General features: G+C 60.6%; 20 protein-coding genes. 11 read left to right on the top strand and 9 right to left on the bottom strand.

Annotated elements, in window-relative coordinates; all coding sequences use genetic code 11:
- Window positions 1-31 precede the first annotated feature (31 nt).
- The 6 genes from BFL40_RS28765 (at window position 32) to BFL40_RS28740 (ending at window position 10,342) form a co-directional block, all read left to right on the top strand.
- Window positions 32-1,759, top strand: coding sequence for an autotransporter assembly complex protein TamA (locus BFL40_RS28765; RefSeq protein ID WP_071487107.1), 1,728 nt, complete (start codon window positions 32-34; stop codon window positions 1,757-1,759).
- Entirely contained in the window at window positions 1,759-5,433 is a 3,675-nt protein-coding gene (locus tag BFL40_RS28760; protein WP_071487106.1) for a translocation/assembly module TamB domain-containing protein, read from the top strand. Before BFL40_RS28765 ends, BFL40_RS28760 begins: the two co-directional genes overlap by 1 nt.
- Before the next feature lie 237 nt (window positions 5,434-5,670).
- Window positions 5,671-6,144: a MarR family winged helix-turn-helix transcriptional regulator gene (locus tag BFL40_RS28755; protein WP_071487105.1), complete on the top strand. Its 474-nt coding sequence runs from the start codon at window positions 5,671-5,673 to the stop codon at window positions 6,142-6,144.
- Window positions 6,141-7,598: an efflux transporter outer membrane subunit gene (locus BFL40_RS28750; RefSeq protein WP_071487104.1), complete on the top strand. Its 1,458-nt coding sequence runs from the start codon at window positions 6,141-6,143 to the stop codon at window positions 7,596-7,598. The genes BFL40_RS28755 and BFL40_RS28750 overlap by 4 nt, the downstream gene beginning before the upstream one ends.
- Before the next feature lie 15 nt (window positions 7,599-7,613).
- On the top strand, window positions 7,614-8,813 hold the full coding sequence (locus tag BFL40_RS28745) for an HlyD family secretion protein (protein WP_071487103.1): 1,200 nt from the start codon (window positions 7,614-7,616) through the stop codon (window positions 8,811-8,813).
- The gene (locus BFL40_RS28740) at window positions 8,813-10,342 is read left to right on the top strand and encodes a DHA2 family efflux MFS transporter permease subunit (protein ID WP_071487102.1); all 1,530 of its coding nucleotides are present in this window, start codon (window positions 8,813-8,815) and stop codon (window positions 10,340-10,342) included. The genes BFL40_RS28745 and BFL40_RS28740 overlap by 1 nt, the downstream gene beginning before the upstream one ends.
- Before the next feature lie 119 nt (window positions 10,343-10,461).
- On the opposite strand, the gene lpxH is transcribed toward BFL40_RS28740, so the two are convergent.
- Both lpxH and BFL40_RS28730 read right to left on the bottom strand, forming a co-directional pair.
- Window positions 10,462-11,199: a UDP-2,3-diacylglucosamine diphosphatase gene (lpxH, locus tag BFL40_RS28735; RefSeq protein WP_071487101.1), complete on the bottom strand. Its 738-nt coding sequence runs from the start codon at window positions 11,197-11,199 to the stop codon at window positions 10,462-10,464.
- Complete coding sequence (locus tag BFL40_RS28730) at window positions 11,196-11,699, bottom strand: peptidylprolyl isomerase (protein ID WP_043205556.1); 504 nt, start codon at window positions 11,697-11,699, stop codon at window positions 11,196-11,198. The genes lpxH and BFL40_RS28730 overlap by 4 nt, the downstream gene beginning before the upstream one ends.
- A 250-nt stretch (window positions 11,700-11,949) precedes the next feature.
- Here BFL40_RS28730 and BFL40_RS28725 point away from each other — a divergent pair, with 250 nt between their 5' ends.
- The 3 genes from BFL40_RS28725 (at window position 11,950) to BFL40_RS28715 (ending at window position 15,753) form a co-directional block, all read left to right on the top strand.
- The gene (locus BFL40_RS28725) at window positions 11,950-13,650 is read left to right on the top strand and encodes a glutamine--tRNA ligase/YqeY domain fusion protein (RefSeq protein ID WP_071487100.1); all 1,701 of its coding nucleotides are present in this window, start codon (window positions 11,950-11,952) and stop codon (window positions 13,648-13,650) included.
- 21 nt (window positions 13,651-13,671) lie between these two features.
- The gene (gene cysS / locus BFL40_RS28720; protein ID WP_071487099.1) at window positions 13,672-15,060 is read left to right on the top strand and encodes a cysteine--tRNA ligase; all 1,389 of its coding nucleotides are present in this window, start codon (window positions 13,672-13,674) and stop codon (window positions 15,058-15,060) included.
- Between the two features lie 234 nt (window positions 15,061-15,294).
- Window positions 15,295-15,753: an HIT family protein gene (locus BFL40_RS28715; protein WP_071487098.1), complete on the top strand. Its 459-nt coding sequence runs from the start codon at window positions 15,295-15,297 to the stop codon at window positions 15,751-15,753.
- A gap of 64 nt (window positions 15,754-15,817) precedes the next feature.
- Here BFL40_RS28715 and BFL40_RS28710 read toward each other — a convergent pair whose 3' ends face one another.
- The 7 genes from BFL40_RS28710 to BFL40_RS28680 all read right to left on the bottom strand — a co-directional run bounded on the left by BFL40_RS28710 (window position 15,818) and on the right by BFL40_RS28680 (window position 22,916).
- A complete protein-coding gene (locus tag BFL40_RS28710; RefSeq protein WP_071487097.1) occupies window positions 15,818-16,156 on the bottom strand; it encodes a Na+/H+ antiporter subunit G in 339 nt (112 codons plus the stop codon).
- A complete protein-coding gene (locus tag BFL40_RS28705) occupies window positions 16,153-16,431 on the bottom strand; it encodes a K+/H+ antiporter subunit F (RefSeq protein WP_071487096.1) in 279 nt (92 codons plus the stop codon). The genes BFL40_RS28710 and BFL40_RS28705 overlap by 4 nt, the downstream gene beginning before the upstream one ends.
- Complete coding sequence (locus BFL40_RS28700; RefSeq protein WP_071487095.1) at window positions 16,428-16,916, bottom strand: Na+/H+ antiporter subunit E; 489 nt, start codon at window positions 16,914-16,916, stop codon at window positions 16,428-16,430. Before BFL40_RS28700 ends, BFL40_RS28705 begins: the two co-directional genes overlap by 4 nt.
- On the bottom strand, window positions 16,913-18,595 hold the full coding sequence (locus BFL40_RS28695; RefSeq protein WP_071487094.1) for a monovalent cation/H+ antiporter subunit D: 1,683 nt from the start codon (window positions 18,593-18,595) through the stop codon (window positions 16,913-16,915). Before BFL40_RS28695 ends, BFL40_RS28700 begins: the two co-directional genes overlap by 4 nt.
- On the bottom strand, window positions 18,592-18,936 hold the full coding sequence (locus tag BFL40_RS28690; protein ID WP_007986256.1) for a Na+/H+ antiporter subunit C: 345 nt from the start codon (window positions 18,934-18,936) through the stop codon (window positions 18,592-18,594). The genes BFL40_RS28695 and BFL40_RS28690 overlap by 4 nt, the downstream gene beginning before the upstream one ends.
- Window positions 18,936-21,857, bottom strand: a complete 2,922-nt coding sequence (locus BFL40_RS28685; RefSeq protein WP_071487093.1) for a monovalent cation/H+ antiporter subunit A — start codon at window positions 21,855-21,857, stop codon at window positions 18,936-18,938. The genes BFL40_RS28690 and BFL40_RS28685 overlap by 1 nt, the downstream gene beginning before the upstream one ends.
- 129 nt (window positions 21,858-21,986) lie before the next feature.
- On the bottom strand, window positions 21,987-22,916 hold the full coding sequence (locus BFL40_RS28680; protein ID WP_071487092.1) for a DMT family transporter: 930 nt from the start codon (window positions 22,914-22,916) through the stop codon (window positions 21,987-21,989).
- 92 nt (window positions 22,917-23,008) lie between these two features.
- Between BFL40_RS28680 and BFL40_RS28675 the strand changes: the two genes are divergently transcribed.
- Window positions 23,009-23,572, top strand: coding sequence for a helix-turn-helix domain-containing protein (locus tag BFL40_RS28675; RefSeq protein WP_071487091.1), 564 nt, complete (start codon window positions 23,009-23,011; stop codon window positions 23,570-23,572).
- 154 nt (window positions 23,573-23,726) lie between these two features.
- Entirely contained in the window at window positions 23,727-24,923 is a 1,197-nt protein-coding gene (locus BFL40_RS28670; RefSeq protein WP_071487090.1) for an SfnB family sulfur acquisition oxidoreductase, read from the top strand.

Genomic DNA, 24,923 nt, shown 5'->3' with positions numbered 1-24,923 from the left:
AGTCTCCCAAGCTCGTGTAGCATCCGCGCCTATGAAGTTTCCAGGAAGATTTACCAGCGGCTTGATTCTGCTGTTCACAAGCTGCGGCGCCTTGGCGCAAAGCGAATTGGACGTGCGGGTCAAACCCTCAAACGACGCGTTGAAAGCCAACATCGAAGGCTATATCGGCGGGGTAGGCGATCGTGATGAAGAAGCCCTGCTGCGGTTCAGCCGTGGCGCCGAGGAGCAGGCGCGCAAAGCTGCCCAGGCCTTGGGTTTCTATCAGCCACAAGTCACCAGTGACGTGAAGGGCGGCAAGAACCCGCGCCTGATTCTCACCATCGACCCCGGCGAACCGGTGCATTTGCGAGACGTGACCATTCGGGTCGACGGCCAGGCCGCGAGCCTGAAGGCTTTTCGCGTGCCTGCCGGCGACGACCTCAAACCCGGTGCCGTGCTCAACCACGGCTATTACGAAGACGCCAAGCGTCTGATCCAGAACCAGGCCTCGCGCTATGGCTTTTTCAGTGGGCGTTTTACCCGCCAGAAACTCACCGTAGACCCCCAGGCGGGCGTCGCCGATATCGAACTCATCTATGACAGCGGCCCACGCTACACCATGGGCAACGTCAGCTTTACCGGCGACACGCCGTTTGATGAGGACCTGCTGCGCCGCATGGTGCCCTTCAAAAGTGGCACACCTTACGATTCCGAATTGATCGCCGAACTCAACCAGAACCTGCAATCCAGCGGCTTTTTCGAAGGCGTGCGCGTGGATGCCGCTCCCGCCGCCTCGGCCAACGATGTGATCCCGGTGGCGGTGCAACTGGAAACCCGCAAGCCACGCACCATGGGGCTGGGCCTCGGTTTCTCGACGGACGTTGGCCCGCGTGGCAAAGCCAATTGGACCCGCCACTGGGTCAATCCCCAAGGCCACAGTTATGGTTGGGAGGCTGAACTGTCGGCGCCGCGCCAGAACGTCGGCCTGTGGTACGACATTCCGCTGGACCCACCGCTGACCGACAAGTTGCGCTTCGCCGGCGGCTATCAGAATGAAGAATTGGCCGGCACCGACACCCTGAGTAAATTGCTCACCGTCGGCCCCGAATGGCACAGCAAGCTGCCCAGCGGCTGGACCCGGATCATCTCGCTCAAATACCAGCGTGAAGAGTACCGCCTGGGCAACGACTCCGGCCTCAGCAACCTGGTGATGCCGGGGATCAGTTACTCCTACCTGCGCAGCGATAACCGCATCGACCCGCACAATGGCTACCGCCTGATGTTCGACACCAGGGTCGCCAAAGAAGGCCTCGGTTCCGACACCAACTTGCTTTATGGCACGGCCACGATCAAGGGCCTGACGACCTTATGGGACAACCACCGCTTCCTGGGCCGTGCGCAGTTCGGCGGCAGCGCCACCAACGGTTACAAATCGGTGCCACCGTCGCTGCGCTTTTTTGCCGGTGGTGACCAGAGCGTGCGCGGTTACGAATACCAGACGTTGTCGCCGGAGAACGACCAGGGTGACCGCATCGGTGGCCGCTACATGGTGGCCTTGAGCGCCGAATATCAATATTCCATCGCCGAAAAATGGCGGATCGCGACCTTTATCGACCAGGGTAACTCGTTCAATACCCTGGAAATGCCCAGCTTGAAAACCGGTGTTGGCGTGGGCATACGCTGGGTCTCGCCGGTCGGGCCGATTCGCCTCGACCTGGCCCATGCCCTGGAAGACCCGGGCGGTATTCGTTTGCACTTTTCCATGGGGCCTGAGCTGTGATGCGTGGTTTGAAAATAGCGGGGCTGGCCGTGGTGGCCGTCCTGGCCTTGGTGTTACTGGCACTGTGGACGTTGCTCGGGACCCAAGCGGGCAGTCGCTGGGCCTTGGGCCAGGTGCCGGGGCTGACCGTGGAGAATTTCCAGGGGCGTCTGGGCGGACAGTGGAGCGCCGATTATTTGATATGGCAGCAAGACGCCAGCCGCGTCGAGCTCAATGCACCGAAGTTTGATTGGTCGCCGGCGTGCCTGCTACGCATGACGGTGTGCATCAATCAGCTGGATGTGGAGCAGGTCAGCCTGCAGTTTCCACCCAGCGCTGAAGAGAGCAGCAGCGGGCCGATTCAACTGCCGGAGTTGAAACTGCCGGTCGCCATCCAATTAGGCGACGTTCGCGTCGGTAGCCTGCTGTTTAACGGCAGCGAAGAGGTCAAGGGCCTGCAACTGGCGGCGCACTGGACGGCTGCCGGGATGCAGATCGACTCAGTGCACGTGCAACGTGACGACCTGGTACTGGACTTGTCCGGTTTGCTGCAACCCACCGGCAACTGGCCGCTGAGTGCCACCGGCAACCTGAGCCTGCCATACGCCCCCGGCGGCGCGCCGTGGAAGGTCGCGCTCAAGGTCGACGGCGATCTGCTCAAGACCCTCAAGCTTGACGCCGACAGTAGCGGTTACCTGCCCGCCAAGCTCAGCGGTGAGCTGCAACCCCTGGTGGAGAACCTGCCCGCGCAACTGCACATCACCTCCGACAGCTTCAAGCCCAGCGCCGATTTGCCCGACACCCTGCAACTCAACCAACTGGACCTCACCGCCAAAGGCGACCTGAACAGCGGCTACCAGCTGCTGGGCAAGGCCGTACTACCCGCAGAGAAAGGCCCGGTAGATTTGCTGCTGCAAGGCAAGGTCGATGCCAAGGGGGCGCAGATCGCGGGTCTGGACCTGAATGCCGGTGACAAACAAAGCCTCAAACTCAGCGCCCAGTTGGATTGGCAGCAAGGCTTCAGCGCCGACGCCAAGATTGACTGGCTGGACTTCCCCTGGCATCGCCTCTACCCATTGATCGATGAACCGCAAGTTACATTGCGTACTTTCAATGGTGAGATCTCTTACAAAGACGGCAATTATCTTGGCAACCTCAAAGCCGACCTCGACGGCCCGGCCGGTAAGTTCAGCCTGGTCACGCCGTTCAGTGGCGATCTCAAGCAAGTCTTCCTGCCCGAGCTGAAACTGACCGCCGGCCAAGGCAAGGCCGAAGGCCACCTGAACCTGCAATTTGCCGAGGGTATTGCCTGGGACACTGCGTTGGACCTGTCGGCGCTGAACCCGGCGTACTGGGTCGCTGAATTGCCGGGCACGTTGGCTGGACCACTGCGCAGCAAGGGCGAGTTCAAAAATGAACAGCTCAAGCTGAACGCCGAACTCGACCTCAAAGGCCGTTTGCGCGGCCAAACGGCGGTGCTGGCCGCCAAGGCTGAAGGCGCGGGCGAACAATGGACCCTCGCCAACCTGGATCTGCGCCTGGGCGATAACCGCATCAACGGCAGCGGCAGCTTGCAGCAACGTCTGGCCGGGCAGATCGATATCAAGTTGGCGCGTCTGGCCCAGCTGTGGCCGCAGCTGCGCGGGCAGATCAATGGTCGGGTTGATGTAGCCGGCACTTTGAAGGCGCCGCAAGGCAAGCTTGACCTCAACGGTCAGCAACTGGCGTTCGCCGACAATCACCTGCAAAGCCTCACCCTCGACGCCACGCTCGACAACGCGCAGCGCGCGAAGATCGACCTCAAGGGCAGCGGCATCCAAGCCGGTGACACTCAGGTCGGTACGCTGACCGCCAGCGCCCAAGGCGATATCAAGAGCCAGAAAGTCCAGTTGGACCTGGCAGGGCCTCTGGTCAAATTGGCCTTGGCATTGGACGGCAATCTCGATAAAGGCAACTGGCGCGGGCGCCTGGCCAGTGGTGATGTACAAGCCGGAGGCCAGGACTGGCAACTGCAAGCCCCGGCGAAGATCGAACGCCTGGCTGATGGCAAGCTGACCTTCGCCGCGCATTGCTGGGTGTCCGGCCCCGCCAGCCTGTGCGGCGAAGACCAGCGCCTGATGCCCGAACCCAAGCTGCGCTACCACCTCAAGCAATTCCCTATCGACAGTTTGGCGGCGTTTTTGCCGAAAGACTTCGCCTGGCAGGGCAAGCTCAACGCCGACGTACAGCTCGACCTGCCTGCCAGTGGCCCTAAAGGCGTAGTGTCGGTGGACGCCAGTGGTGGCACCTTGCGCGTCAAGGACAAGGATCACTGGCTGGATTTCCCCTACGACACGTTGAAGCTGGAAACCACCCTTAACCCCAAGCGTATCGACACCCAGCTCAACTTCCGCGGCGGCAAGCTCGGCGAATTGCTGTTGCAGGCGCAGATCAACCCGCTGCCGAAGAACAAACCGATCACCGGCAATTTCAGTCTTACTGGCCTGGACCTCGCGGTGGCGCGACCGTTTGTGCCGATGGTGGAAAAACTCAACGGCAAGCTCAACGGCAGTGGCCGCATTTCCGGTGGCCTGCTGGCGCCGCAGGTCAACGGCAATGTGAACCTTATCGGCGGCGAGATTTCCGGGCCTGAATTGCCGGTCAGTCTTGAAGGTTTGAACGTGCAGGCGCTGATTGCCGGCGAAAGCGTGCAACTCAACGGCGGTTGGCGCAGCGGCAAGGCCGGGCAGGGCAGCCTCAAGGGGCATATTGGTTGGGGCCAGGCGCTGGCGGTGGACCTCGCCCTGCAAGGCTCGCAACTGCCGGTCACGGTAGAACCTTACGCGGTGCTGGAAGTGGCGCCCGACCTGAAGATCAGCTTGAAAGACGACAAGCTGGCCATCGCCGGCAAGGTGCAGATCCCGCGCGGCGATATCACTGTGCGTGAACTGCCACCGTCGACCGTCAAGGTCTCGGATGACACGGTGATCGTTGGCAACCAGACCGAAGAGGGCAAGCCACCGATGGCGATGGCCATGGATATCGACGTGGCGGTGGGCGAAGACCAGCTTAATTTTGCAGGCTTCGGCCTCACCGCCAAGGTGCAAGGCCATGTGCATATCGGTGACAACCTCGACACCCGTGGCGAGCTGTGGCTCAACGACGGCCGTTACCGTGCCTACGGCCAGAGACTCGATGTGCGTCGCGCACGCCTGCTGTTCGCCGGGCCGCTCGACCAGCCCTATCTGGACATCGAAGCCATCCGCAAGACCAACGACGTCACCGCCGGTATCCGCCTGAGCGGCAGCGCCGAACAGCCCACCACGCAGATCTTCTCGGAGCCGGCCATGAGCCAGGAACAGGCGTTGTCCTACCTGGTGCTCGGTCGTCCGCTGAGTACCACCGGTGAAGACAACAATATGCTTGCCCAAGCCGCATTGGGCCTGGGCCTGATGGGCAGCGCCGGGGTGACCTCGGACATCGCGAAAAACCTGGGCATCCAGGATTTTGAACTCGACACCCAAGGCAGCGGCACCACCACCGCCGTGGTGGCCAGCGGCAAAATTACCGAAAAACTCAGCCTGCGCTATGGGGTGGGGGTGTTCGAGCCGGCTAACACGATTGCCTTGCGCTATCTGTTGAGCAAGAAGGTGTACCTGGAAGTGGCCAGTGGCGTGGCCAGTTCGTTGGATATCTTCTACAAGCGGGATTTCTAGGTCCGCCTCTGATTAAAATTGTGGGGGCTGGCTTGCCTGCGATAGCGATGCTTCAGTCACTTATCTGTTGACTGACACACCGCTATCGCAGGTAAGCCAGCTCCCACATTCGTTTGCATTCCAATCCTTCTGTCGTGAAATTAGCAAGCAAGCTAATAATTCCATTTGACTTCTGCTGCCTAGGCAGTAACATCTTGTCATACATTCACTGCCTAGGCAGTAATAAGGTGACTTCCGATGACCCATTTCACCCCTGACAGCTTCCGCAACTGCCACCTCGGTCTGTTGCTGGGCCGTGCGGCGCTGCTCAAGGACCGCATTATCGACACCCACATGGAGCCGTACGGCGTGACCGCCGCGCAGTTCAAGGTGTTGATCATCATTGCCCAGTTCGACGTCGACACCCCGGCCGAGCTGTGCCGCAACCTGTCCCTGGACAGCGGTTCCATGACGCGCATGCTCGACCGTCTGGAGCAGAAGGGCCTGCTGGCGCGCAAGCGTTCCGAGCAGGATCGGCGTCAGGTGCAACTGGTGCTTACGCAAGACGGCCAGCGCCTGGCGGACATGCTGCCGCACATCGGCGCGCAGTCGATGAACGAGCTGGCCGGTGCTCTGGAACCCGGCGAGTTGCAAACCCTGGAAGCCATCCTCACGAAAATTCTGGTAGCTGCCGGTGACGCCATCGTCATCCAGCGGGTAGGTAAACAATGAACACACGCGCACTTAGCCTAGTGCTGGTGGCGATGACGCTGGCCGGTTGCGCCAACTTCAGCGGCCTCGACACTCAAGGCAAACGCCTCGATGCCAACACCCTGCAAACCGGTAAGTCCCTCAGCGGTGTGACGCTGTCGAGCGCTGCCTGGCCGACCGCTGACTGGTGGAAAAGCCTCGGCGACCCACAGCTTGATGGCTTGATTCACGAAGCCCTGCAAAACAGCCCCGACATGCAAGTGGCCAGCGCCCGTGCCCACCAGGCCGAAGCCGCTGCCTTTGCCGCCGACGCTGCGCGCATGCCAACCCTGGATGCCAGCGCCGGCGTGAGCCGTTCGCGCCTGGCCAAAGACCAGGACCCGCGGGGTGTGGGCGATACCTACGCCACCGTGCGTAACATCGGCGCGAGCTTCAATTACAACTTCGACCTCTGGGGTGGCCAGCGCGCCGCCTGGGAAGCCGCCTTGGGCCAGGCCCGTGCCGCCGAAGTCGACCAGCAAGCCGCACGCCTGACCTTGGCCGCCAACGTGGCCAAGGCCTACAGCGACTTGGGTCAGGCGCATATCGTGCGTGACCTGGCCAATGACGACCTTAAACGCACCCGCCAGATGCTCGACCTGGGCAAGCGTCGTCTCAGCTCCGGCATCGACAGCCAGTATCAGTACCAGCAAACCGAAAGCCTGGAAGCCAGCTCCCAGTCGCAACTGATCGATGCGGAAAAACAGTTGCTGAGCGCCAAGATTGCCCTGGCCGTATTGCTCGGCAAAGGCCCGGACCGTGGCAGTGAGCTGACCCGCCCGAACGTGTTGAAACCCAGCGCTGTCGCCGTGCCTTCGGTACTGCCGGCCGAGTTGCTGGGCCGCCGCCCGGACCTGATCGCCGCGCGCTGGCGTGTGGAAGCGGCGAGCAAGAACGTCGCCGCGAGCAAAACCCGCTTCTACCCCAACCTCAACCTGAGCGCGAGCGCCGGGGCCGAGTCGTTGTTAGGCGATGCGATGTTTGGTTCGGCCAGCCGTTTCTTCAGCATTGCGCCCACGATCTCGTTGCCGATCTTCGACGGCGGCCGCCTGCGCGCCGACCTCGATGCCCGCGACGCCGATTACGACCTGGCCGTGGCCCAGTACAACAAAACCCTGGTGCAAGCCTTGGGCGATATCGGCAACACCCTGGTGCAACTGCGCGAAACCGGGCGGCAGATCCAGGCACAGCAACATGCCGCCGACATTGCCCAGCAGTCCTACGACACCGGGGTTCAGCGTTACAGCTCAGGTATCGGGAATTACCTGGATGTGCTCAGCATCGAGCAGCAATTGCTGCAGGCCCAGCGTCAGCTGGCGACCCTGAATGCCGCGCAAATCGATCTGTCGATTCAATTGATGCAGGCCCTGGGTGGCGGGTTCAACGCCGATAACGTGGCCGCGACCACGACCCGTCCCGCCATCCGCACGGAATAATTTGAGGTAATTGTCATGGCCACTGCCCAAAGCAATAACGCAACTGAACAACCGAACGACAGCAACCCACGCAAACGCAAAGTGATGCTGACCGTCCTGGCGCTGATCGTCATCCTTGGCGCCGTGGGCGTGTGGGGCTGGTATGAGTTTTACGGGCGCTTTAACGAAAGCACCGACGACGCCTATGTGAACGGTAACGTGGTGGAAATCACCCCACTGGTCACCGGTACCGTGGTCAGCATCGGCGCCGACGATGGCGACCTGGTCCACGAAGGCCAGGTGCTGATCAACTTCGACCCGAACGATGCGGCCGTCGGCCTGCAAAGTGCCCAGGCCAACTTGGCCCGCACCGTGCGCCAGGTACGCGGTTTGTATAGCAACGTCGATGGCATGAAAGCCCAGGTGCTGGCGCAGCAAGCCAATGTGCAAAAGGCTCAGGACAACTACAACCGGCGTAAAAACCTCGCCGCCGGCGGGGCTATTTCCCAGGAAGAACTGTCCCATGCTCGTGACGATCTGACCTCGGCGCAAAACGCCCTGGCCAACGTGCAGCAACAGTTCAAGACCAGCAGCGCGCTGGTGGATGACACCGTCATTTCGTCCCACCCGGATGTGCAGGCTGCCGCCGCGCAACTGCGTCAGGCTTACCTGACCAATGCACGCAGCACCTTGATCGCGCCGGTCACCGGTTATGTCGCCAAGCGCACCGTGCAACTGGGCCAGCGCGTCCAGCCGGGCACCGCGTTAATGGCTGTGATCCCGCTGGATCAACTGTGGATCGATGCCAATTTCAAGGAAACCCAGCTGCGTAATATGCGCATCGGCCAGCCGGTGGACATCGAGTCGGATATCTACGGCAGTGACGTGAAATTCAGCGGCACCGTCGACAGTCTCGGCGCCGGCACCGGCAGCGCGTTTGCCCTGCTGCCTGCACAGAACGCCACGGGTAACTGGATCAAGATCGTGCAACGGGTGCCGGTGCGCATCCACATAAACGCCGAAGAGTTGGCCAAGAACCCGCTGCGTGTCGGCCTGTCCACCGTGGTTAATGTGAACCTGCACGACCAGAGTGGCCCGGTGTTGGCGCAACAGGCGCCGCAAAAAGCCTCGTTCACCACCAATGTGTATGACCGCCAATTGGCCGAAGCCGACGCCATGATCACTGGGTTGATCCATGACAACAGCCTCGCCGCACCCAAGGCTGTGCAACGCTAATGAGCAATAACGCCTCCTTCACGCCACCCAGCCTGTTGATGGCCACTATTGGCCTGTCGCTGGCGACTTTTATGCAGGTGCTCGACACCACCATCGCCAACGTGGCGTTGCCGACCATCTCCGGCAACCTCGGCGTAAGTTCGGAGCAGGGCACTTGGGTAATCACCTCGTTTGCGGTGAGCAACGCCATTGCCTTGCCGCTCACTGGCTGGCTGAGCCGCCGGTTTGGCGAGGTGAAGTTGTTTTTGTGGGCGACCATCCTGTTTGTGCTGGCCTCGTTCCTGTGCGGTGTTTCCACTTCGATGCCTGAGTTGATCGGTTTCCGGGTGCTGCAAGGCTTGGTGGCGGGGCCGTTATACCCGATGACTCAGACATTGCTGATCGCGGTCTACCCGCCCGCCAGGCGCGGCATGGCCCTGGCGTTGCTGGCGATGGTCACGGTGGTGGCGCCGATTGCCGGCCCGATCCTCGGTGGCTGGATCACCGACAGCTACAGCTGGCCATGGATCTTCTTTATCAACGTGCCGATCGGCATCTTTGCGGTCATGGTGGTGCGTTCGCAGTTGAAGAAACGCCCAGTGGTCACCAGCTACCAACCGATGGATTACGTCGGGCTGCTGAGCTTGATCGTCGGTGTCGGCGCCTTGCAGATCATCCTCGACAAGGGCAATGACCTGGACTGGTTCGAATCCAACTTTATCCTCGTGGGTGCGGCGATTTCGGTGATCGCCCTGGCAGTGTTCATCATTTGGGAAATGACCGACAAACACCCGGTGGTCAACCTGCGGCTGTTTGCCTACCGCAACTTCCGCATCGGCACCATCGTGTTGGTCCTGGGTTATGCGGGTTTCTTCGGCATCAACCTGATCCTGCCGCAATGGTTGCAAACCCAGATGGGCTACACCGCCACTTGGGCGGGTCTGGCGGTGGCGCCGATCGGCATCCTGCCGGTATTGATGTCGCCTTTTGTCGGCAAGTACGCGCACAAGTTCGACCTGCGCTTGTTGGCGGGCTTGGCGTTCCTGGCGATTGGCTTGAGCTGCTTTATGCGGGCTGGCTTCACCAATGAGGTGGACTTCCAACATATCGCTCTGGTGCAGTTGTTTATGGGGATCGGTGTGGCGTTGTTCTTTATGCCGACCCTGAGCATCCTGATGTCTGACTTGCCGCCAAGCCAGATTGCCGACGGTGCGGGCCTGGCGACCTTCCTGCGGACCTTGGGCGGCAGCTTTGCAGCCTCGCTGACCACCTGGATCTGGATTCGTCGGGCGGACCAACACCATGCGTACATGAGCGAGAACATGACCACCTATGACTCGGCCACCCGTGATGCGTTGAACGCGCTGGGCGGGGCAGGGCACAAGGCGTATGCGCAGTTGGATCAGATCCTCACCAGTCAGGCCTACATGATGTCCACCGTGGACTACTTCACGTTGCTGGGGTGGATGTTCATGGGCTTGTTGCTGCTGGTGTGGCTGGCGAAACCGCCGTTTGGGGCGAAGGCGGGGCCGGAAGCGTCCGGGCACTAAAGGATAATGATCGTTCCCACGCTCCGCGTGGGAACGCCTCCAGTGGCGCTCCGCGTCACGACTCTCAAAGCGGACGCAGAGCGTCCTGGACGGCATTCCCACGCAGAGCGTGGGAACGATCAGTTGAGAAGGAGGGGGGTGAAGTCGAACGCCGCCAACTGAAAACCTTGCTCATCCACCTGCAACGCCCACCCTTGCTTATCCCAATCCCCCAGCACAATACGCTTGGCCGCCTGGTCACCAATCTGCAACTTGTGAATGGCCGGGCGGTGCGTATGGCCGTGGACTAGCGTGCGCACGCCAAATTGCTGCATCACCCGAGGCACTTCCTCGGGCGTGACATCAACAATATCGTTGGCTTTCATGCGGGTCTGCGCGCGGCTCTCGCTACGCAGTTTGCGCGCCAGCTTGTGCCGGGTGCGCAAAGGCAGGTGTCGCAGGATAAACAACACAATCGGGTTACGCAGGATGCGCCGCAGCTTCATATAGCCGACGTCGCGGGTGCAGAGGCTGTCGCCGTGCATCAGCAGTACGGGCTCGCCTGCGAGCTGCACGACACTCGGGTCCTTGAGCAAGGTGGCACCTGCAGCTTTGCAGAACGCCTTGCCGATCAGGAAATCGCGGTTGCCATGCATGATAAAAATCGGGGTGCCGCTGTCGCTCAGCTCGCGCAGAGCCTCGCAAATCGAACGTTGGAAGGGTGTCATCCCGTCGTCGCCAATCCAGGCTTCAAAGAAGTCCCCCAGAATGTACAACGCCTGGGCGCCACGGGCGCGACCGTGAAGCAAATCCAGAAACGCCCGGGTTATATCCGGGCGCTCCTCTTCCAGATGCAAATCTGAAATCAGCAATATCACCCAACGATCTCGGCTTTCTCGACGATAACGTCTTCTACCGGAACGTCCTGGTGACCGGCTTTACCGGTGGTCTGCACGCCTTTGATCTTGTCAACGACGTCCTGGCCTTCGGTGACTTTACCGAACACGGCGTAGCCCCAACCCTGCACGTTCTTGCCGCTGTGGTTCAGGAAGGCGTTGTCGGCAACGTTGATAAAGAACTGCGCGGAGGCCGAATGCGGCTCCATGGTACGGGCCATGGCAACGGTGTACTTGTCGTTGGAAAGGCCGTTGTCCGCTTCGTTCTGGATGCTTGGGCGCTTGTCTTTCTTTTCTTTCATGCCAGGCTCAAAACCGCCGCCCTGGACCATGAAGTTACCGATCACACGGTGGAAAACGGTGTTTTCGTAGTGGCCGGCTTTAACGTATTCGATGAAGTTGGCGACGGTGATCGGCGCTTTCTCGGCGTTCAGCTCGATGACGATGTCACCGTGGTTGGTGGTCAGTTTGACTTGAGTCATGTTCACTACTCTTTTCAGGGAATTCGTGGGTGTGGACGCCGGGGCGCCTTACCGATTTGGCGAAACTTCGGCCAAGGCGCGCAGTTTAGCGCGCCCTGCAGGAATTTCGAGGTGGTTTTTTACCAGCGGGCTAATAAATGCGGCAGTTTTGGGTCGTGCTCTGTCAGGTAGTTGACAGCATCGGCTATGATAAGCGCTTTGTTTTATCGGCCCTACTTCTGGCCAAGCACTTCGTCTGTTCAAGGATCCTATGAGCAAGCCCACTGTCGACCCTACCTCGAATTCCAAGACCGGACCTGCCGTCCCGGTCAATTTCCTGCGCCCGATCATCCAGGCGGACCTGGATTCGGGCAAGCACACGCAGATCGTCACCCGCTTCCCGCCAGAGCCTAACGGCTACCTGCACATCGGTCACGCCAAGTCGATCTGTGTGAACTTCGGCCTGGCCCAGGAGTTCGGTGGCGTCACGCACCTGCGTTTCGACGACACCAACCCGGCCAAGGAAGACCAGGAATACATCGACGCCATCGAAAGCGACGTGAAGTGGCTGGGTTTCGAGTGGTCCGGTGAAGTGCGCTATGCCTCGCAATACTTCGACCAGTTGCACGACTGGGCCGTCGAGTTGATCAAGGCCGGCAAGGCCTACGTCGACGACCTGAGCCCGGAACAAGCCAAGGAATACCGCGGCAGCCTGACCGAGCCTGGCAAGAACAGCCCGTTCCGCGACCGTTCGGTAGAGGAGAACCTGGACTGGTTCGCCCGCATGCGCGCCGGTGAGTTCCCGGACGGTGCCCGCGTACTGCGCGCCAAGATCGACATGGCCTCGCCGAACATGAACCTGCGCGACCCGATCATGTACCGCATCCGCCATGCCCACCACCACCAGACCGGTGACAAGTGGTGCATCTACCCGAACTACGACTTCACCCACGGTCAGTCGGACGCCATCGAAGGCATCACGCACTCCATCTGCACCCTGGAGTTCGAAAGCCATCGTCCACTGTACGATTGGTTCCTGGACAGCCTGCCGGTCCCGGCGCACCCGCGTCAGTACGAATTCAGCCGCCTGAACCTGAACTACACCATCACCAGCAAGCGCAAGCTCAAGCAACTGGTTGATGAAAAGCATGTACATGGCTGGGACGACCCGCGCATGTCGACCCTGTCGGGCTTCCGCCGTCGCGGTTACACCCCGGTGTCGATCCGCAATTTCTGCGACATGGTCGGCACCAACCGTTCCGACGGCGTGGTTGACTTCGGCATGCTCGAATTCAGCATCCGTCAGGACCTGGACGCGAACGCTCCGCGCGCCATGTGCGTGCTGCGCCCGTTGAAAGTCGTGATCATCAACTACCCGCAAGACAAGGTCGACAACCTCGAGCTGCCGCGTCATCCGCAGAAAGAAGAGTTGGGTGTGCGCAAACTGCCATTCGCGCGTGAAATCTACATCGACCGTGATGACTTCATGGAAGAGCCGCCAAAAGGCTACAAGCGTCTGGAGCCGAATGGCGAAGTGCGCCTGCGCGGCAGCTACGTGATCCGTGCCGACGAAGCGATCAAGGACGCCGATGGCAACATCGTCGAACTGCGTTGCTCCTACGACCCGGAAACCCTGGGCAAAAACCCTGAAGGCCGTAAAGTCAAAGGCGTGATCCACTGGGTGCCGGCCGCGGCCAGCATCGAGTGCGAAGTGCGACTGTACGATCGTCTGTTCCGCTCGCCGAACCCTGAAAAGGCCGAGGACAGCGCCAGCTTCCTGGACAATATCAACCCTGATTCCCTGCAAGTACTCACTGGTTGTCGTGCTGAGCCATCGCTTGGCGACGCACAGCCGGAAGACCGTTTCCAGTTCGAGCGCGAAGGTTACTTCTGCGCGGATATCAAGGACTCGAAACCAGGTCAGCCGGTATTCAACCGTACCGTGACCTTGCGTGATTCGTGGGGCCAGTGATCAAGTCTTAAGGGAAATGTCGTGCTAACGATCTACAACACACTCAGCAAGACCAAAGAAGTCTTCAAGCCGCTGGACGGCAACAAGGTGCGCATGTACGTGTGCGGCATGACCGTGTACGACTACTGCCACATCGGCCACGGCCGCAGCATGGTTGCCTTCGACCTGGTGACCCGCTGGTTGCGTTTCAGCGGCTATGACTTGACGTACGTGCGCAACATCACCGACATCGACGACAAGATCATCAACCGTGCCAACGAAAACGGCGAGTCGTTCGACGCGCTGACCGAGCGCATGATCGCCGCCATGCACGAGGACGAGGCGCGCCTCAACATCCTCAAGCCGGACATGGAGCCGCGTGCCACGGACCACATTCCTGGTATGCACGCGATGATCCAGACCCTGATCGACAAGGGTTACGCCTACGCCCCAGGTAATGGCGACGTGTACTACCGCGTTGCCAAGTTCATGGGGTACGGCAAGCTGTCGCGCAAGAAGATCGAAGACCTGCGCATCGGCGCACGCATCGAAGTCGACGAAGCCAAGCAAGACCCGCTGGACTTCGTGCTGTGGAAAGGCACCAAGCCCGGCGAGCCGAGCTGGGAGTCGCCATGGGGCGCCGGGCGTCCGGGCTGGCACATCGAATGCTCGGTAATGTCCACCTGCTGCCTGGGTGACACCTTCGACATTCATGGCGGCGGCAGCGACCTCGAGTTCCCGCACCACGAAAACGAAATCGCCCAAAGCGAAGCCGCCACCGGCAAGACCTACGCCAACGCCTGGATGCACTGCGGCATGATCCGCATCAATGGCGAGAAGATGTCCAAGTCCTTGAACAACTTCTTCACCATTCGCGACGTGCTGGAAAAGTACCATCCGGAAGTGGTGCGGTATCTGTTGGTGTCGAGCCACTACCGCAGCGCGATCAACTATTCGGAAGACAACCTCAAGGACGCCAAAGGCGCTCTGGAGCGGTTCTACCATGCGTTGAAAGGCTTGCCGGCTGTTGCTCCTGCGGGGGGTGAGGCGTTTGTTGAGCGTTTTACCCAGGTGATGAACGACGACTTCGGCACGCCGGAAGCCTGTGCGGTGCTGTTTGAGATGGTGCGTGAGATCAACCGTCTGCGTGAGAGTGATCTTGATGCAGCGGCTGGGCTTGCTGCTCGCTTGAAAGAGCTGGCCAGTGTGCTGGGCGTGTTGCAGATGGAAGCGGATGACTTCCTGCAAGCGGGTGCTGAAGGGCGTGTGGATGCGGCTGAGGTTGATGGGCTGATTCAGGCGCGTTTGACTGCTCGGGCTAATAAAGACTGGGCGGAATCCGACCGGATCCGTGACCAACTGACCGCGATGGGTGTGGTGTTGGAAGACGGGAAGGGTGGGACGACGTGGCGGTTGGCTGATCAGGCTTGATCGGTAAACGCTGAACAAAAAACGCCCCGACTGGTTCGGGGCGTTTTTTTGCGCCAGAGAAACTCAATCCAAATGTGGGAGCGGGCTTGCTCGCGAATGCGGAGGATCAGTCAGCTCATGTGTAACTGACCCACCGCATTCTTCGTAAAACCCTCATTTCTTTTGACGCCCACCGCATCGTGCTTTTAGATGGTCGCCACGACCAAACCCATGATGAAACTGGCGGTGATTTAAATGGATTGTATTTTCTGCAGCATTGTTCGAAAGACCTCTCCGGCCCACATCCTGTGGGAAGACGAACACCATATGGCGTTCCTTTCGATTTTCCCCAACACCCCCGGTTTCAGCGTGGTGATCCCCAAGCAGCATTACGGCAGTTATGCGTTTGCGCAGTCGGATGAAGTGCTGGCGGATCTCATCGTGGCGACCAAGAAGACCGCGCTATTGATCGACCGGGCGTTTCCAGATGTAGCGCGCACGGGGATGATGCTGGAGGGGTATGGTGTGGATCACCTGCATGCGAAGCTGTTTCCCATGCATGGGACAGGATCGGACAGTGCATTCAAGCCTTTGAGTTCGAAAGTGGATAAGTTTTTCGAGGCGTATGAAGGCTATATCTCGTCACATGATCATGTCCGGGCGGATGATGCCGGGTTGGCGGAACTGGCGGCCAGAATTCGATCTTTCGCCTAGCGCAAAACCAAATGTGGGAGCTGGCAAGCCAGTTCCCACATTTTGACCGTGCTCACTTCAGGTGTCAGCGGCGGCTGCTGACTTCGGCGGGCACGTCATCCCCAGCCATACGCTTACGGAACAGCGCAGTGCGGGCGAGCAGCAGGGTCGTCACCGGCACCGTGATCGACAACAAAATCGGAATCAGCCACCCGTGCAATACCGGGCCGGACTTGAGCTCCGAAAAGTAAATAATCGACGCCAACGCCACACACCACGCCCCCAATGTCGAGGCCAGCGCCGGCGGGTGCATGCGCTGGAAAAAATCCTTCATCCGCAACAGGCCAATCGCACCAATCAGCGCAAACACGCTGCTCAGTATCAGCAGCACCGCCACGATCACTTCAACCCATAACGGCATCATTCAATCACCTCGCCACGCAGCAGGAATTTCGCCAGTGCAAACGAGCCCACAAAGCCAAACAGCGCAATCAGCAGCGCCGCTTCAAAGTAAGTATCACTGGCATAGCGAATGCCCAGCACCAGCATCATCAGCATCGCCAGGATGTACAGATAGTCCAGCGCCAGAACCCGGTCTTGGGCGGACGGACCTTTGAACAGTCGTATCAAGGTCAGCACCATGGCCAGGGAAAACAGGAACAGGCTGAACAGGATCGCATTGGAGAACAGGGCGCTCATTCGAAGATCTCCATCAGGGGCCGTTCGTAGGCGTGTTTGAAGTGCTCGATAAACTGCGCTTCGTCATCTAGGTCGAACACGTGCAGCAGCAGAATGCTGCGGTCCAAGGCGAGTTCCGACCAGACGGTGCCGGGTGTTACGCTGGTGATCATCGACAGCACCGCCAAGCCGTTGGCGTCTCGCAGGTCCAGGGGGATCTTGATAAAGCGCGAGCGCGGTGGGCGCGAGCCGCAGATCAGGATGCCCCAGGCCACGGCGAGGTTGGAGATGATCACGTCGCGGCCCACCAGAAAGAACAGGCGGATGATCACGCCAGGGCGACGGATGCGGACCGGCAGCGGGCGCAGCGGCGCCATCAACAGCGGCGCAAGAAACCCCATCAGTGCGCCCAGCAGCAGATTGCCGGGGCTGACGGACAGGTTCAGCACCAGCCACAACAACCACAGCGCGAGCGATAGCCATGGGGCAGGGAACAGGCGCTTCATGGCTGTACCTCCGTTGCGGCGGCCTTGGCTTCAGGGCTTGGGATCGGACGCGTTGCCATAACGGCCATCACATAGTGTTCCGGGTTGTTCAGGCTCTCGGCAGTGGCTTGGGTGTAGCGCATCAGCGGTTCGGCTTTGAACGTCAGGGCGATGCTCAGACCCAGCAGGAAGAAGATCGGTATGCACTCATAGCGACGCAGCAGCGGCGATGGGCGCTCCTCGGGGGTCCAGAAGCGCTGGATACCCAGGCGGGCGAAGGCAATCAGCGAGGCTAGGCCGGACAGGATCAGCAGCGCTACCAAGCCCCAGGCCGCAGGGCGGATCGGTTCATCAACGCTAGCCCCAAGCCCCAGCGGATTGACCAGTGCACTCAACAAGCTGAGTTTGCCGATAAACCCGGACAGCGGCGGCATGCCGATAATCAGCAGCGCGCAGGCGATAAAGCTCAGGCCCAGGAACGCCATGGTCCAGGGAATCACCTGCCCGACCACAGCCTGTTGTTCATCGTCGAGGTTAACGCCGGGGCGTGGATGCAGGGACTCCATTGCCTTCGGCAGCGCATCAATTTCTTCATCCAGAGGCAAATCGTTGGCCGAGCGCGAACGCTCGATCAATTCGGCCAGCAGGAACAATGCGCTCAACGCCAGCGTCGAGCTGACCAGATAGAACAACGCGCCTGCCGTCAGGCTTGGCTGGGCAAAGCCCACCGCCGACAGCAGAATCCCGGCCGACACCAGAATGCTCAAGCTGGCCATACGCTCCAACCGCTGCGCAGCGACCATTGCCAGCCCGGCGCAGATGATGGTTGCCATGCCGCCATACACCAGCCAATCGCCGCCAAACAACGCCGACGCACCGGCTTGGCCGGAGAACAGCAAGGTCCACAACCGCAGCACGGTGTACACGCCGACCTTGGTCATGATCGCGAACATCGCCGCGACCGGCGCACTGGCCGAGGAGTAGGCGGGCGCGAGCCAGAAGTTCAGCGGCCACATGCCGGCCTTGGCCAGGAACGCAGTGGCGAGGATTGCAGCACCGGCATGCAACAGGCCGCGGTCGGCTTCCGGCACCAGTGGGATTTTCAGCGCCAGGTCGGCGAAGTTCAGCGTGCCGGTGACGCCGTAGATCATCGCCGCGCCGATCAGGAACAACGATGACGCCAGCAGGTTGATCGCGATGTAATGCAAGCCCGACGACACCCGTGCGCGGCCTGAACCGTGCAGCATCAAGCCATAGGACGCCGCCAGCAGCACCTCGAAGAATACGAACAGATTGAACAGGTCTGCGGTGAGGAAGGCACCATACAAACCCATCATTTGGATCTGGAACAACGCGTGGAAACTGGTGCCCGCACGGTCCCAACGGGCCATGGCGAACAACAACGCACTTACGCCGATAATCCCGGTGAGCACCAGCATCAGCGCCGACAGTTGGTCCACCACCAGCACAATGCCGAACGGTACCTGCCAGTTGCCCGGCAGGTACACGCCAATGGAGCCGGGGCCGCCTTTTTGTGTCCAGTACAGCAGCAAGATGGCAATGCCCAGACCGATCAGGCTGGAAAACAGGTTGATCTGCGCTTTGAGCGGGCGGCGCTTCTCGCCGAGCATCAGCATCAATGCGGCGGTCAGCAGCGGCAGCAGGATCGGCGCGACGATCAGTTGATTCATCCAGGTCATTCCTTGGGCTCCCGGCCGTCCACATGGTCGGTGCCGGTCAGGCCCCGGGATGCCAGCAGCACCACCAGGAACAACGCGGTCATGGCGAAGCTGATCACGATCGCCGTCAGCACCAGCGCTTGGGGCAGGGGATCGGTGTAGTGGAGCAGGTCTTGCGGCACGCCATCCTTGATGATCGGCTCTTTACCGATAAACAGGCTGCCCATGCTGAAAATGAACAGGTTGACCCCGTAGGACAACAGGCACAGGCCCATTACCACCTGGAACGTTCGTGGCCGCAGGATCAACCAGACGCCGGAGGCCGCCAGGACTCCAATGGCAATTGCGATGACTTCTTCCATCAGGCGGCTCCTTCCGTTGCGGCAATGGCCTTGGCCTGGTTGCTCGGTTTATGCGCTCGTACCGACTGGTGACCGAGGGCTGTGAGCATCAGCAATGTCGAGCCTACGACCATGGCGTACACGCCGATATCGAAGAACAAGGCGCTGGCGATATGGATATCGCCGAGCACCGGCAAACTGACATGCCAGGTATGAGTGGTGAGGAACGGATAACCTGCAAACAATGCGCCGAGCCCGGTCAGGGTCGCCGACAGCAGGCCAAAGCCCATCCAGCGCATCGGGCGAAGGCTCATCTGCGCCTCCACCCACTGCGTACCCGCCACCATGTATTGCAGGATAAACGCCACCGACATCACAAGACCTGCGACGAAACCACCGCCCGGTTGGTTGTGGCCGCGCATAAACAGGTAGAACGACACCACCAGCGCAATTGGCAGCAGCAGGCGCACCAGCACCGCCGGCACCATCATGAAGCCCAGGGCGGTGTCGCTGGCCTGACGCGGGTTGACCAAATCAGTGGCCACATCCGGTGCCAATTGGCGCTGTTGCGCGGGCAGTTGCATGCTTTCTTTCGAGGGGCGGAAGCGCCGCAGCAGCGCGTAGACCGTCAGCGCCACGGCGCCGAGCACGGTAATTTCGCCGAGGGTGTCGAAGCCACGGAAATCCACCAGCATTACGTTCACCACATTGCTGCCGCCGCCTTCGGGCAGGGCGCGGCTCAAGTAGAACGAGGAGATATCGTTGGGGGTCTGGCGCGTCAGCATCGCGTAGGACAGCAATGCCATACCGCCACCCACCACGGTGGAGAGCAGGAAGTCACGCAACCTTCGGATGCGTGCCTTGGGCAACGAGCTAGGCAGTGGCGAGACTTCTTCGATCCGCCGTGGCAGCCAGCGCAGGCCCAGCAGGATCAGCACGGTGGTGACGACTTCTACAACCAACTGCGTCAGCGCCAGGTCCGGCGCCGAGAACCACACGAAAGTGATGCAGGTCATCAGGCCGCACACGCTGACCATGGTCAGGGCTGCCAGCCGGTGGTACTTGGCTTGCCAGGCAGCGCCCAACGCACAGGCAATCGCCAGCAGCCACAGGGTGACGAACACGATGGAACCGGGGATCTTCGGCCGGTCGCCCCAACTGATGCCGCTGTGCAGCATCGGGATCAAGCCTGCGATCACCGCCGCCAGCACCAGCAGGAACAGCTGGGTTTGCAGGCGCTTGGTGCTGATGCGTTTTTCTATCTTGCGCACACCGCGCATCATCACCACCAGGCAGCGCTCGAACATGCGCTTGCCGTTGAAGTAGCTGATGATTGGTGGGTACTTGAAGCGGCCGCGCTTGAGTTGCTTGCGCAGCAGCAGGTACAGCACCACGCCGCCGGACATGGCCACCAGGCTCATGATCATCGGCGCGTTCCAGCCGTGCCAGATCGCCAGGCTGTACTCCGGCAGCACGCCACCAACCACAGGCAGCGCGGCGGCAGCGAGGATCGAACCGACGACCTGGGCCGGGAATATCCCTACCAGCAGGCAAGTGAACACCAGCAGTTCAACCGGTGCGCGCATCCAGCGCGGCGGCTCATGCGGTGTGTGTGGCAGATTGGTCGCTGTGGGGCCGAAGAACACATCGACGGTAAAACGCAGCGCATAGACGACGCTGAACGTGCCGGCGATGGTTGCGATCACCGGCAGGGCGATTTCCACCCAAGCGGTGGCAGAGATAAATACGGTTTCAGCGAAGAACATCTCTTTGGACAGGAAGCCATTGAGCAACGGCACCCCGGCCATGGACGCACTGGCGACCATCGCCAGGGTCGCGGTAAACGGGATCAACCGCACCAGGCCACTGAGTTTGCGGATATCACGGGTGCCGCTTTCGTGGTCGATAATCCCCGCCGCCATGAACAGCGAAGCCTTGAAGGTCGCGTGGTTGAGGATATGGAACACTGCGGCGACAGCAGCCAGCGGGCTATTGAGGCCCAGCAGGAGGGTGATCAAACCGAGGTGACTGATGGTGGAATAGGCCAGGAGGCCCTTGAGATCGTTCTGAAAGATGGCGCAGTAAGCGCCGAGGAGGAGGGTAATGGCGCCGGCACCGCCGACGATCCAGAACCATTCTTCGCTGCCGGACAGCGACGGCCACAGGCGGGCCAGCAGGAACACGCCGGCCTTCACCATCGTCGCCGAGTGCAAGTAGGCCGAAACCGGCGTCGGTGCCGCCATCGCGTGGGGCAGCCAGAAGTGGAAGGGGAACTGCGCGCTTTTGCTCAACGCGCCGATCAGCACCAGAGCGAGCATGACCGGGTACAGCGAGTGCGCGCGAATCTGATCGCCCGCCGCCAGCACCTGATCCAGGTCATAGCTGCCGACGATATGCCCCAGCAACATGACGCCCGCCAGCAGGCACAAACCGCCCGCGCCGGTGACCATCAACGCCATGTACGCACCGCGCCGCGCATCGGCGCGGTGGTGCCAATAGCCGATCAGCAGGAACGAGAACAGGCTGGTCAGTTCCCAGAAGAACACGATCTGGATCAGGTTGCCGGAGATCACCAGGCCGAGCATGGCGCCCATAAAGGCCAGGAAAAACGCGAAGAAACGCGGCACCGGGTCTTCCGGCGACATGTAGTAACGCGCATACAGCGACACCAGCGTGCCGATGCCGAGCACCAGCATCGAGAACAACCAGGCAAAACCGTCCATGCGCAACACGAAGTTCAGCCCAAGGCTGGGCAACCACATGAATTCTTCGCGGATCACGCCACCATGGGCGATCTGGGGGTAGAGCAGGGCGACTTGAATGGTGCCGACCAGAGCCACGAGGCCGGCCAACAGGGATTCGGTGTTACGTGCATTATGCGGCAGCAAGGCCGCCAGACAGCTGCCGATAAAAGGCAGAAGCAGTAGAACTATCAGGGACATAGGCTTCTAATCTGCGGGAGTTTGGGATGCATCATACGTGCCGCTTTCTCGATCACCAAACGGCAAGATGTGGCAGGATCCTACAAGGTAGGCTGAAAACTGCCGTTTGGCATTGTTTCAATGCTCCGCTTAGCCCTGACGCTCCTGTTCCAGCTCATTGTCCAATTCGACTGCCTTCTGCCCGCGTGTTTTCATCTCACTGACAATCACCGCCACCACAATCAACGCCGCCCCGACCATCGCAATCGGCGGGAAGCGCTCCCCGGCAATCCGCCCGATCACCCCGGCCCACACAGGCTCACCGGCATAAATCAACGTGGCTCGGGTGGGTGAAACACTCTGCTGCGCCCAGTTCATCGCTACCTGGATCACCGCACTGGTCAAGCCCAGGCCCACCGCACTGAACAGCAACAACCACGAAAACCCCGGCAGCGCCTCGCCCATCGGCACCACCATCATGAATGACAGCGCAGAAGCGGTGGCCAGTTGCACCACGGTTACCCGGCGCACATCCACTTGGCCCGCAAACGCGCTGATCAAAATAATCTCGGCTGCAACCGCTATGGCGCATATCAGCGTGGCGATTTCACCCGCGCTGAAATTCAGCGAGGCGCCTGCCGGACCGGTTAACAGCATTAAGCCGGTAAACGCCAGCATGATGCCGATGCTCGGCATCAAACCAGGGCGCCGGCCCAGCACCAGCCATTGCAGCAGCGGCACGAACGGCACATATAAGGCGGTTATAAACGCTGACTGGCTGCTCGGAATGCTCTGCAAGCCAATGGTCTGCAAGCCGTAGCCAAACATGATCGACACGCCGATAAACACCCCAGCCTTCAATTCCAGCAGGGTCAGTTCGCGCAAGGTTCGCAAGGTAAAAAAACCGACCACAATCGCCGCCGCCGCAAAGCGCAGACCCACGAAAAACATCGGCCCGCTGACGGTCATGGCATTTTGCACCAGCAAAAAGGTGCCGCCCCAGATCATGGTGATCATCACCAGGATGCATTCGGCTTTGCTGAAACGCTTGAAACGCGCTGAGGAATTCGGGGAGGTCATGGCGGCTCGGTCTTGCAAGGGAAAGGCACGGACCGCACAATGCGCCGCACGCTGGGCAGTATACTGCGCACACCCACTCTATGAGCAATATAGTGCACAAAGAAAATCCACAACGGGCTTCAGTCCTGCAACACGTTAGCCAGAACGTCCGTCGTCTGCGGCATGCTGCGGACTTGAGCCAGACCGCACTATCGGAAAAGTCCGGGGTCAGTCGGCGCATGTTGGTGGCCATAGAGGCGGGGGAGAAGAATGTCAGCCTGTCCACGCTGGACCGCGTAGCCGAGGCGTTGGACGTGGCGTTCAGCGACCTGATCCAGGCCCCGGATGCGGGTGACCACAGTCGTATCAACGAGCTGGCCTGGGCCGGTGATATTCCCGGCAGTAAAGCGGTGTTGCTGGCCAAGGCCACCGCCCGTCGCGAAGTGGAACTGTGGGAGATGCGCCTGGAGCCGGGTGACCGCTACAGCCCCGAACCGGACCCTGAAGGCTGGAGCGTGCAGCTGTTTGTCTTCGAAGGCAGTTTGACCCTGATACTCGATGACGAAGAAAAACACGTCACAGCCGGTGAGTTTTTCATGTTCGCCAGCCGTCAGGCTCACGGCTATCGCAATGACGGCGACGTGGCAGTGCGCTTTGTGCGCAACGTAGTGATCTAACTGTTGGTGGCGCAACAGTGGATGGACACTTTGCTGGTTTGAAACGCGGCATATAGCCTGATTTTTAAAGTAACCAGCTGATTTTATTGGTTATTAAATTCAGGCACGACTCCTGCAATCACACAGGTATCTCATCGGAGCCTGGAGTCGGCCCATGTCAGCCCATCCTCAACACCCTGCCCATATCATTCGCTCGGACGCGGAGGCCATCGAGGTTGCTAAGCGCTTGGCCGCACGTTTCGCCGTCGACGCCAGCGTGCGCGACCGCGAGCGACGCCTGCCCATTGCCGAGCTCGACGAGTTCTCCGCCAGCGGCCTGTGGGGTATCACCATTCCCAAGGCCTACGGCGGCGCCGAGGTGTCCTATGTGACTGTGGCCGAGGTGATCAAGTTGATCTCCGCCGCCGACCCATCATTGGGGCAGATCCCGCAAAACCACCTCGGTGTGGTGGACATCCTCCTGCAAACCGCGACCGAGGAGCAGAAGCACCATTACTTTGCCAAGGTCCTGGCGGGTTACCGTTTCGGCAACGCCTTCTCCGAAGCCAAGAGCAAACACGCCGGTACCTTCGACACCCAGATCCGTTTCCACGGTGACACCGCCCAGGTCAACGGCGAAAAGTTCTACTGCACCGGTGCGCTGTTCGCGCACATCGTGCCGACTGTCGGTAACAACGAAAACGACCAGGCGTTTATCGCCTTCGTTGAGCGTGACGCCCCGGGCCTCACAGTGATCGACAGCTGGGACGGTTTCGGCCAGCGCACCACGGCCAGCGGCGGTGTGACCCTCGACGGCGTAACCGTGCCCCTGAGTGCGGTGATCCCCGCCCACCAAGCCTTCGACCAACCCACCGCCAACGGCCCGATTTCGCAAATCATCCAGGCAGCCGTCGACACCGGCATCGCCTTGGGGGCCCTGGAGCACGCCAAGATCTACGCCCGCCAAGCGCGCCCGTGGATCGACAGCCAGCAGGATCACGGCTGGCAAGACCCGTTCACCATCGCCGCCATCGGCGATCTGGAGTGGCGCGTGCACGGCACCGAAGCCATCCTCGCCAAAGCCGGCAAGGCGGTGGACCACGCCCTCGCCGAGCCGAATGAAGACAGCGTGGCCCACGCCTCACTGGTCGTCGCCCAAGCCAAAGTGTTGTCCGCCGAAACCGCCTTGCTCGCCAGCAGCAAACTCTTCGAACTGGCCGGCACCCGCTCGGTCACCGGCAAGCACAACCTCGACCGCTTCTGGCGCAACGCACGCACCCACACCCTGCACGACCCGGCCCGCTGGAAATACCACCTGATCGGCAACTTCGTGCTCAACGGCGTGAAGCCCGCGCGCCACGCCTGGAATTGA

Source organism: Pseudomonas costantinii, assembly GCF_001870435.1.
Lineage (GTDB): Bacteria > Pseudomonadota > Gammaproteobacteria > Pseudomonadales > Pseudomonadaceae > Aquipseudomonas > Aquipseudomonas costantinii.
This window is presented reverse-complemented; position numbering and strand designations above follow the sequence as displayed.

Excerpts from the sequence above, each read along its gene's own strand:
- BFL40_RS28730 (WP_043205556.1), bottom strand. The coding sequence starts at position 11,699 with ATGACTCAAGTCAAACTGACCACCAACCACGGTGACATCGTCATCGAG.
- BFL40_RS28685 (WP_071487093.1), bottom strand. The coding sequence starts at position 21,857 with ATGTCCCTGATAGTTCTACTGCTTCTGCCTTTTATCGGCAGCTGTCTG.
- BFL40_RS28695 (WP_071487094.1), bottom strand. The coding sequence starts at position 18,595 with ATGACCTGGATGAATCAACTGATCGTCGCGCCGATCCTGCTGCCGCTG.
- BFL40_RS28745 (WP_071487103.1), top strand. The coding sequence starts at position 7,614 with ATGGCCACTGCCCAAAGCAATAACGCAACTGAACAACCGAACGACAGC.
- BFL40_RS28760 (WP_071487106.1), top strand. The coding sequence starts at position 1,759 with ATGCGTGGTTTGAAAATAGCGGGGCTGGCCGTGGTGGCCGTCCTGGCC.
- BFL40_RS28700 (WP_071487095.1), bottom strand. The coding sequence starts at position 16,916 with ATGAAGCGCCTGTTCCCTGCCCCATGGCTATCGCTCGCGCTGTGGTTG.
- BFL40_RS28710 (WP_071487097.1), bottom strand. The coding sequence starts at position 16,156 with ATGATGCCGTTATGGGTTGAAGTGATCGTGGCGGTGCTGCTGATACTG.
- BFL40_RS28750 (WP_071487104.1), top strand. The coding sequence starts at position 6,141 with ATGAACACACGCGCACTTAGCCTAGTGCTGGTGGCGATGACGCTGGCC.
- BFL40_RS28690 (WP_007986256.1), bottom strand. The coding sequence starts at position 18,936 with ATGGAAGAAGTCATCGCAATTGCCATTGGAGTCCTGGCGGCCTCCGGC.
- BFL40_RS28725 (WP_071487100.1), top strand. The coding sequence starts at position 11,950 with ATGAGCAAGCCCACTGTCGACCCTACCTCGAATTCCAAGACCGGACCT.
- BFL40_RS28670 (WP_071487090.1), top strand. The coding sequence starts at position 23,727 with ATGTCAGCCCATCCTCAACACCCTGCCCATATCATTCGCTCGGACGCG.
- BFL40_RS28755 (WP_071487105.1), top strand. The coding sequence starts at position 5,671 with ATGACCCATTTCACCCCTGACAGCTTCCGCAACTGCCACCTCGGTCTG.
- BFL40_RS28740 (WP_071487102.1), top strand. The coding sequence starts at position 8,813 with ATGAGCAATAACGCCTCCTTCACGCCACCCAGCCTGTTGATGGCCACT.
- BFL40_RS28680 (WP_071487092.1), bottom strand. The coding sequence starts at position 22,916 with ATGACCTCCCCGAATTCCTCAGCGCGTTTCAAGCGTTTCAGCAAAGCC.
- BFL40_RS28705 (WP_071487096.1), bottom strand. The coding sequence starts at position 16,431 with ATGAGCGCCCTGTTCTCCAATGCGATCCTGTTCAGCCTGTTCCTGTTT.
- BFL40_RS28765 (WP_071487107.1), top strand. The coding sequence starts at position 32 with ATGAAGTTTCCAGGAAGATTTACCAGCGGCTTGATTCTGCTGTTCACA.
- BFL40_RS28715 (WP_071487098.1), top strand. The coding sequence starts at position 15,295 with ATGGATTGTATTTTCTGCAGCATTGTTCGAAAGACCTCTCCGGCCCAC.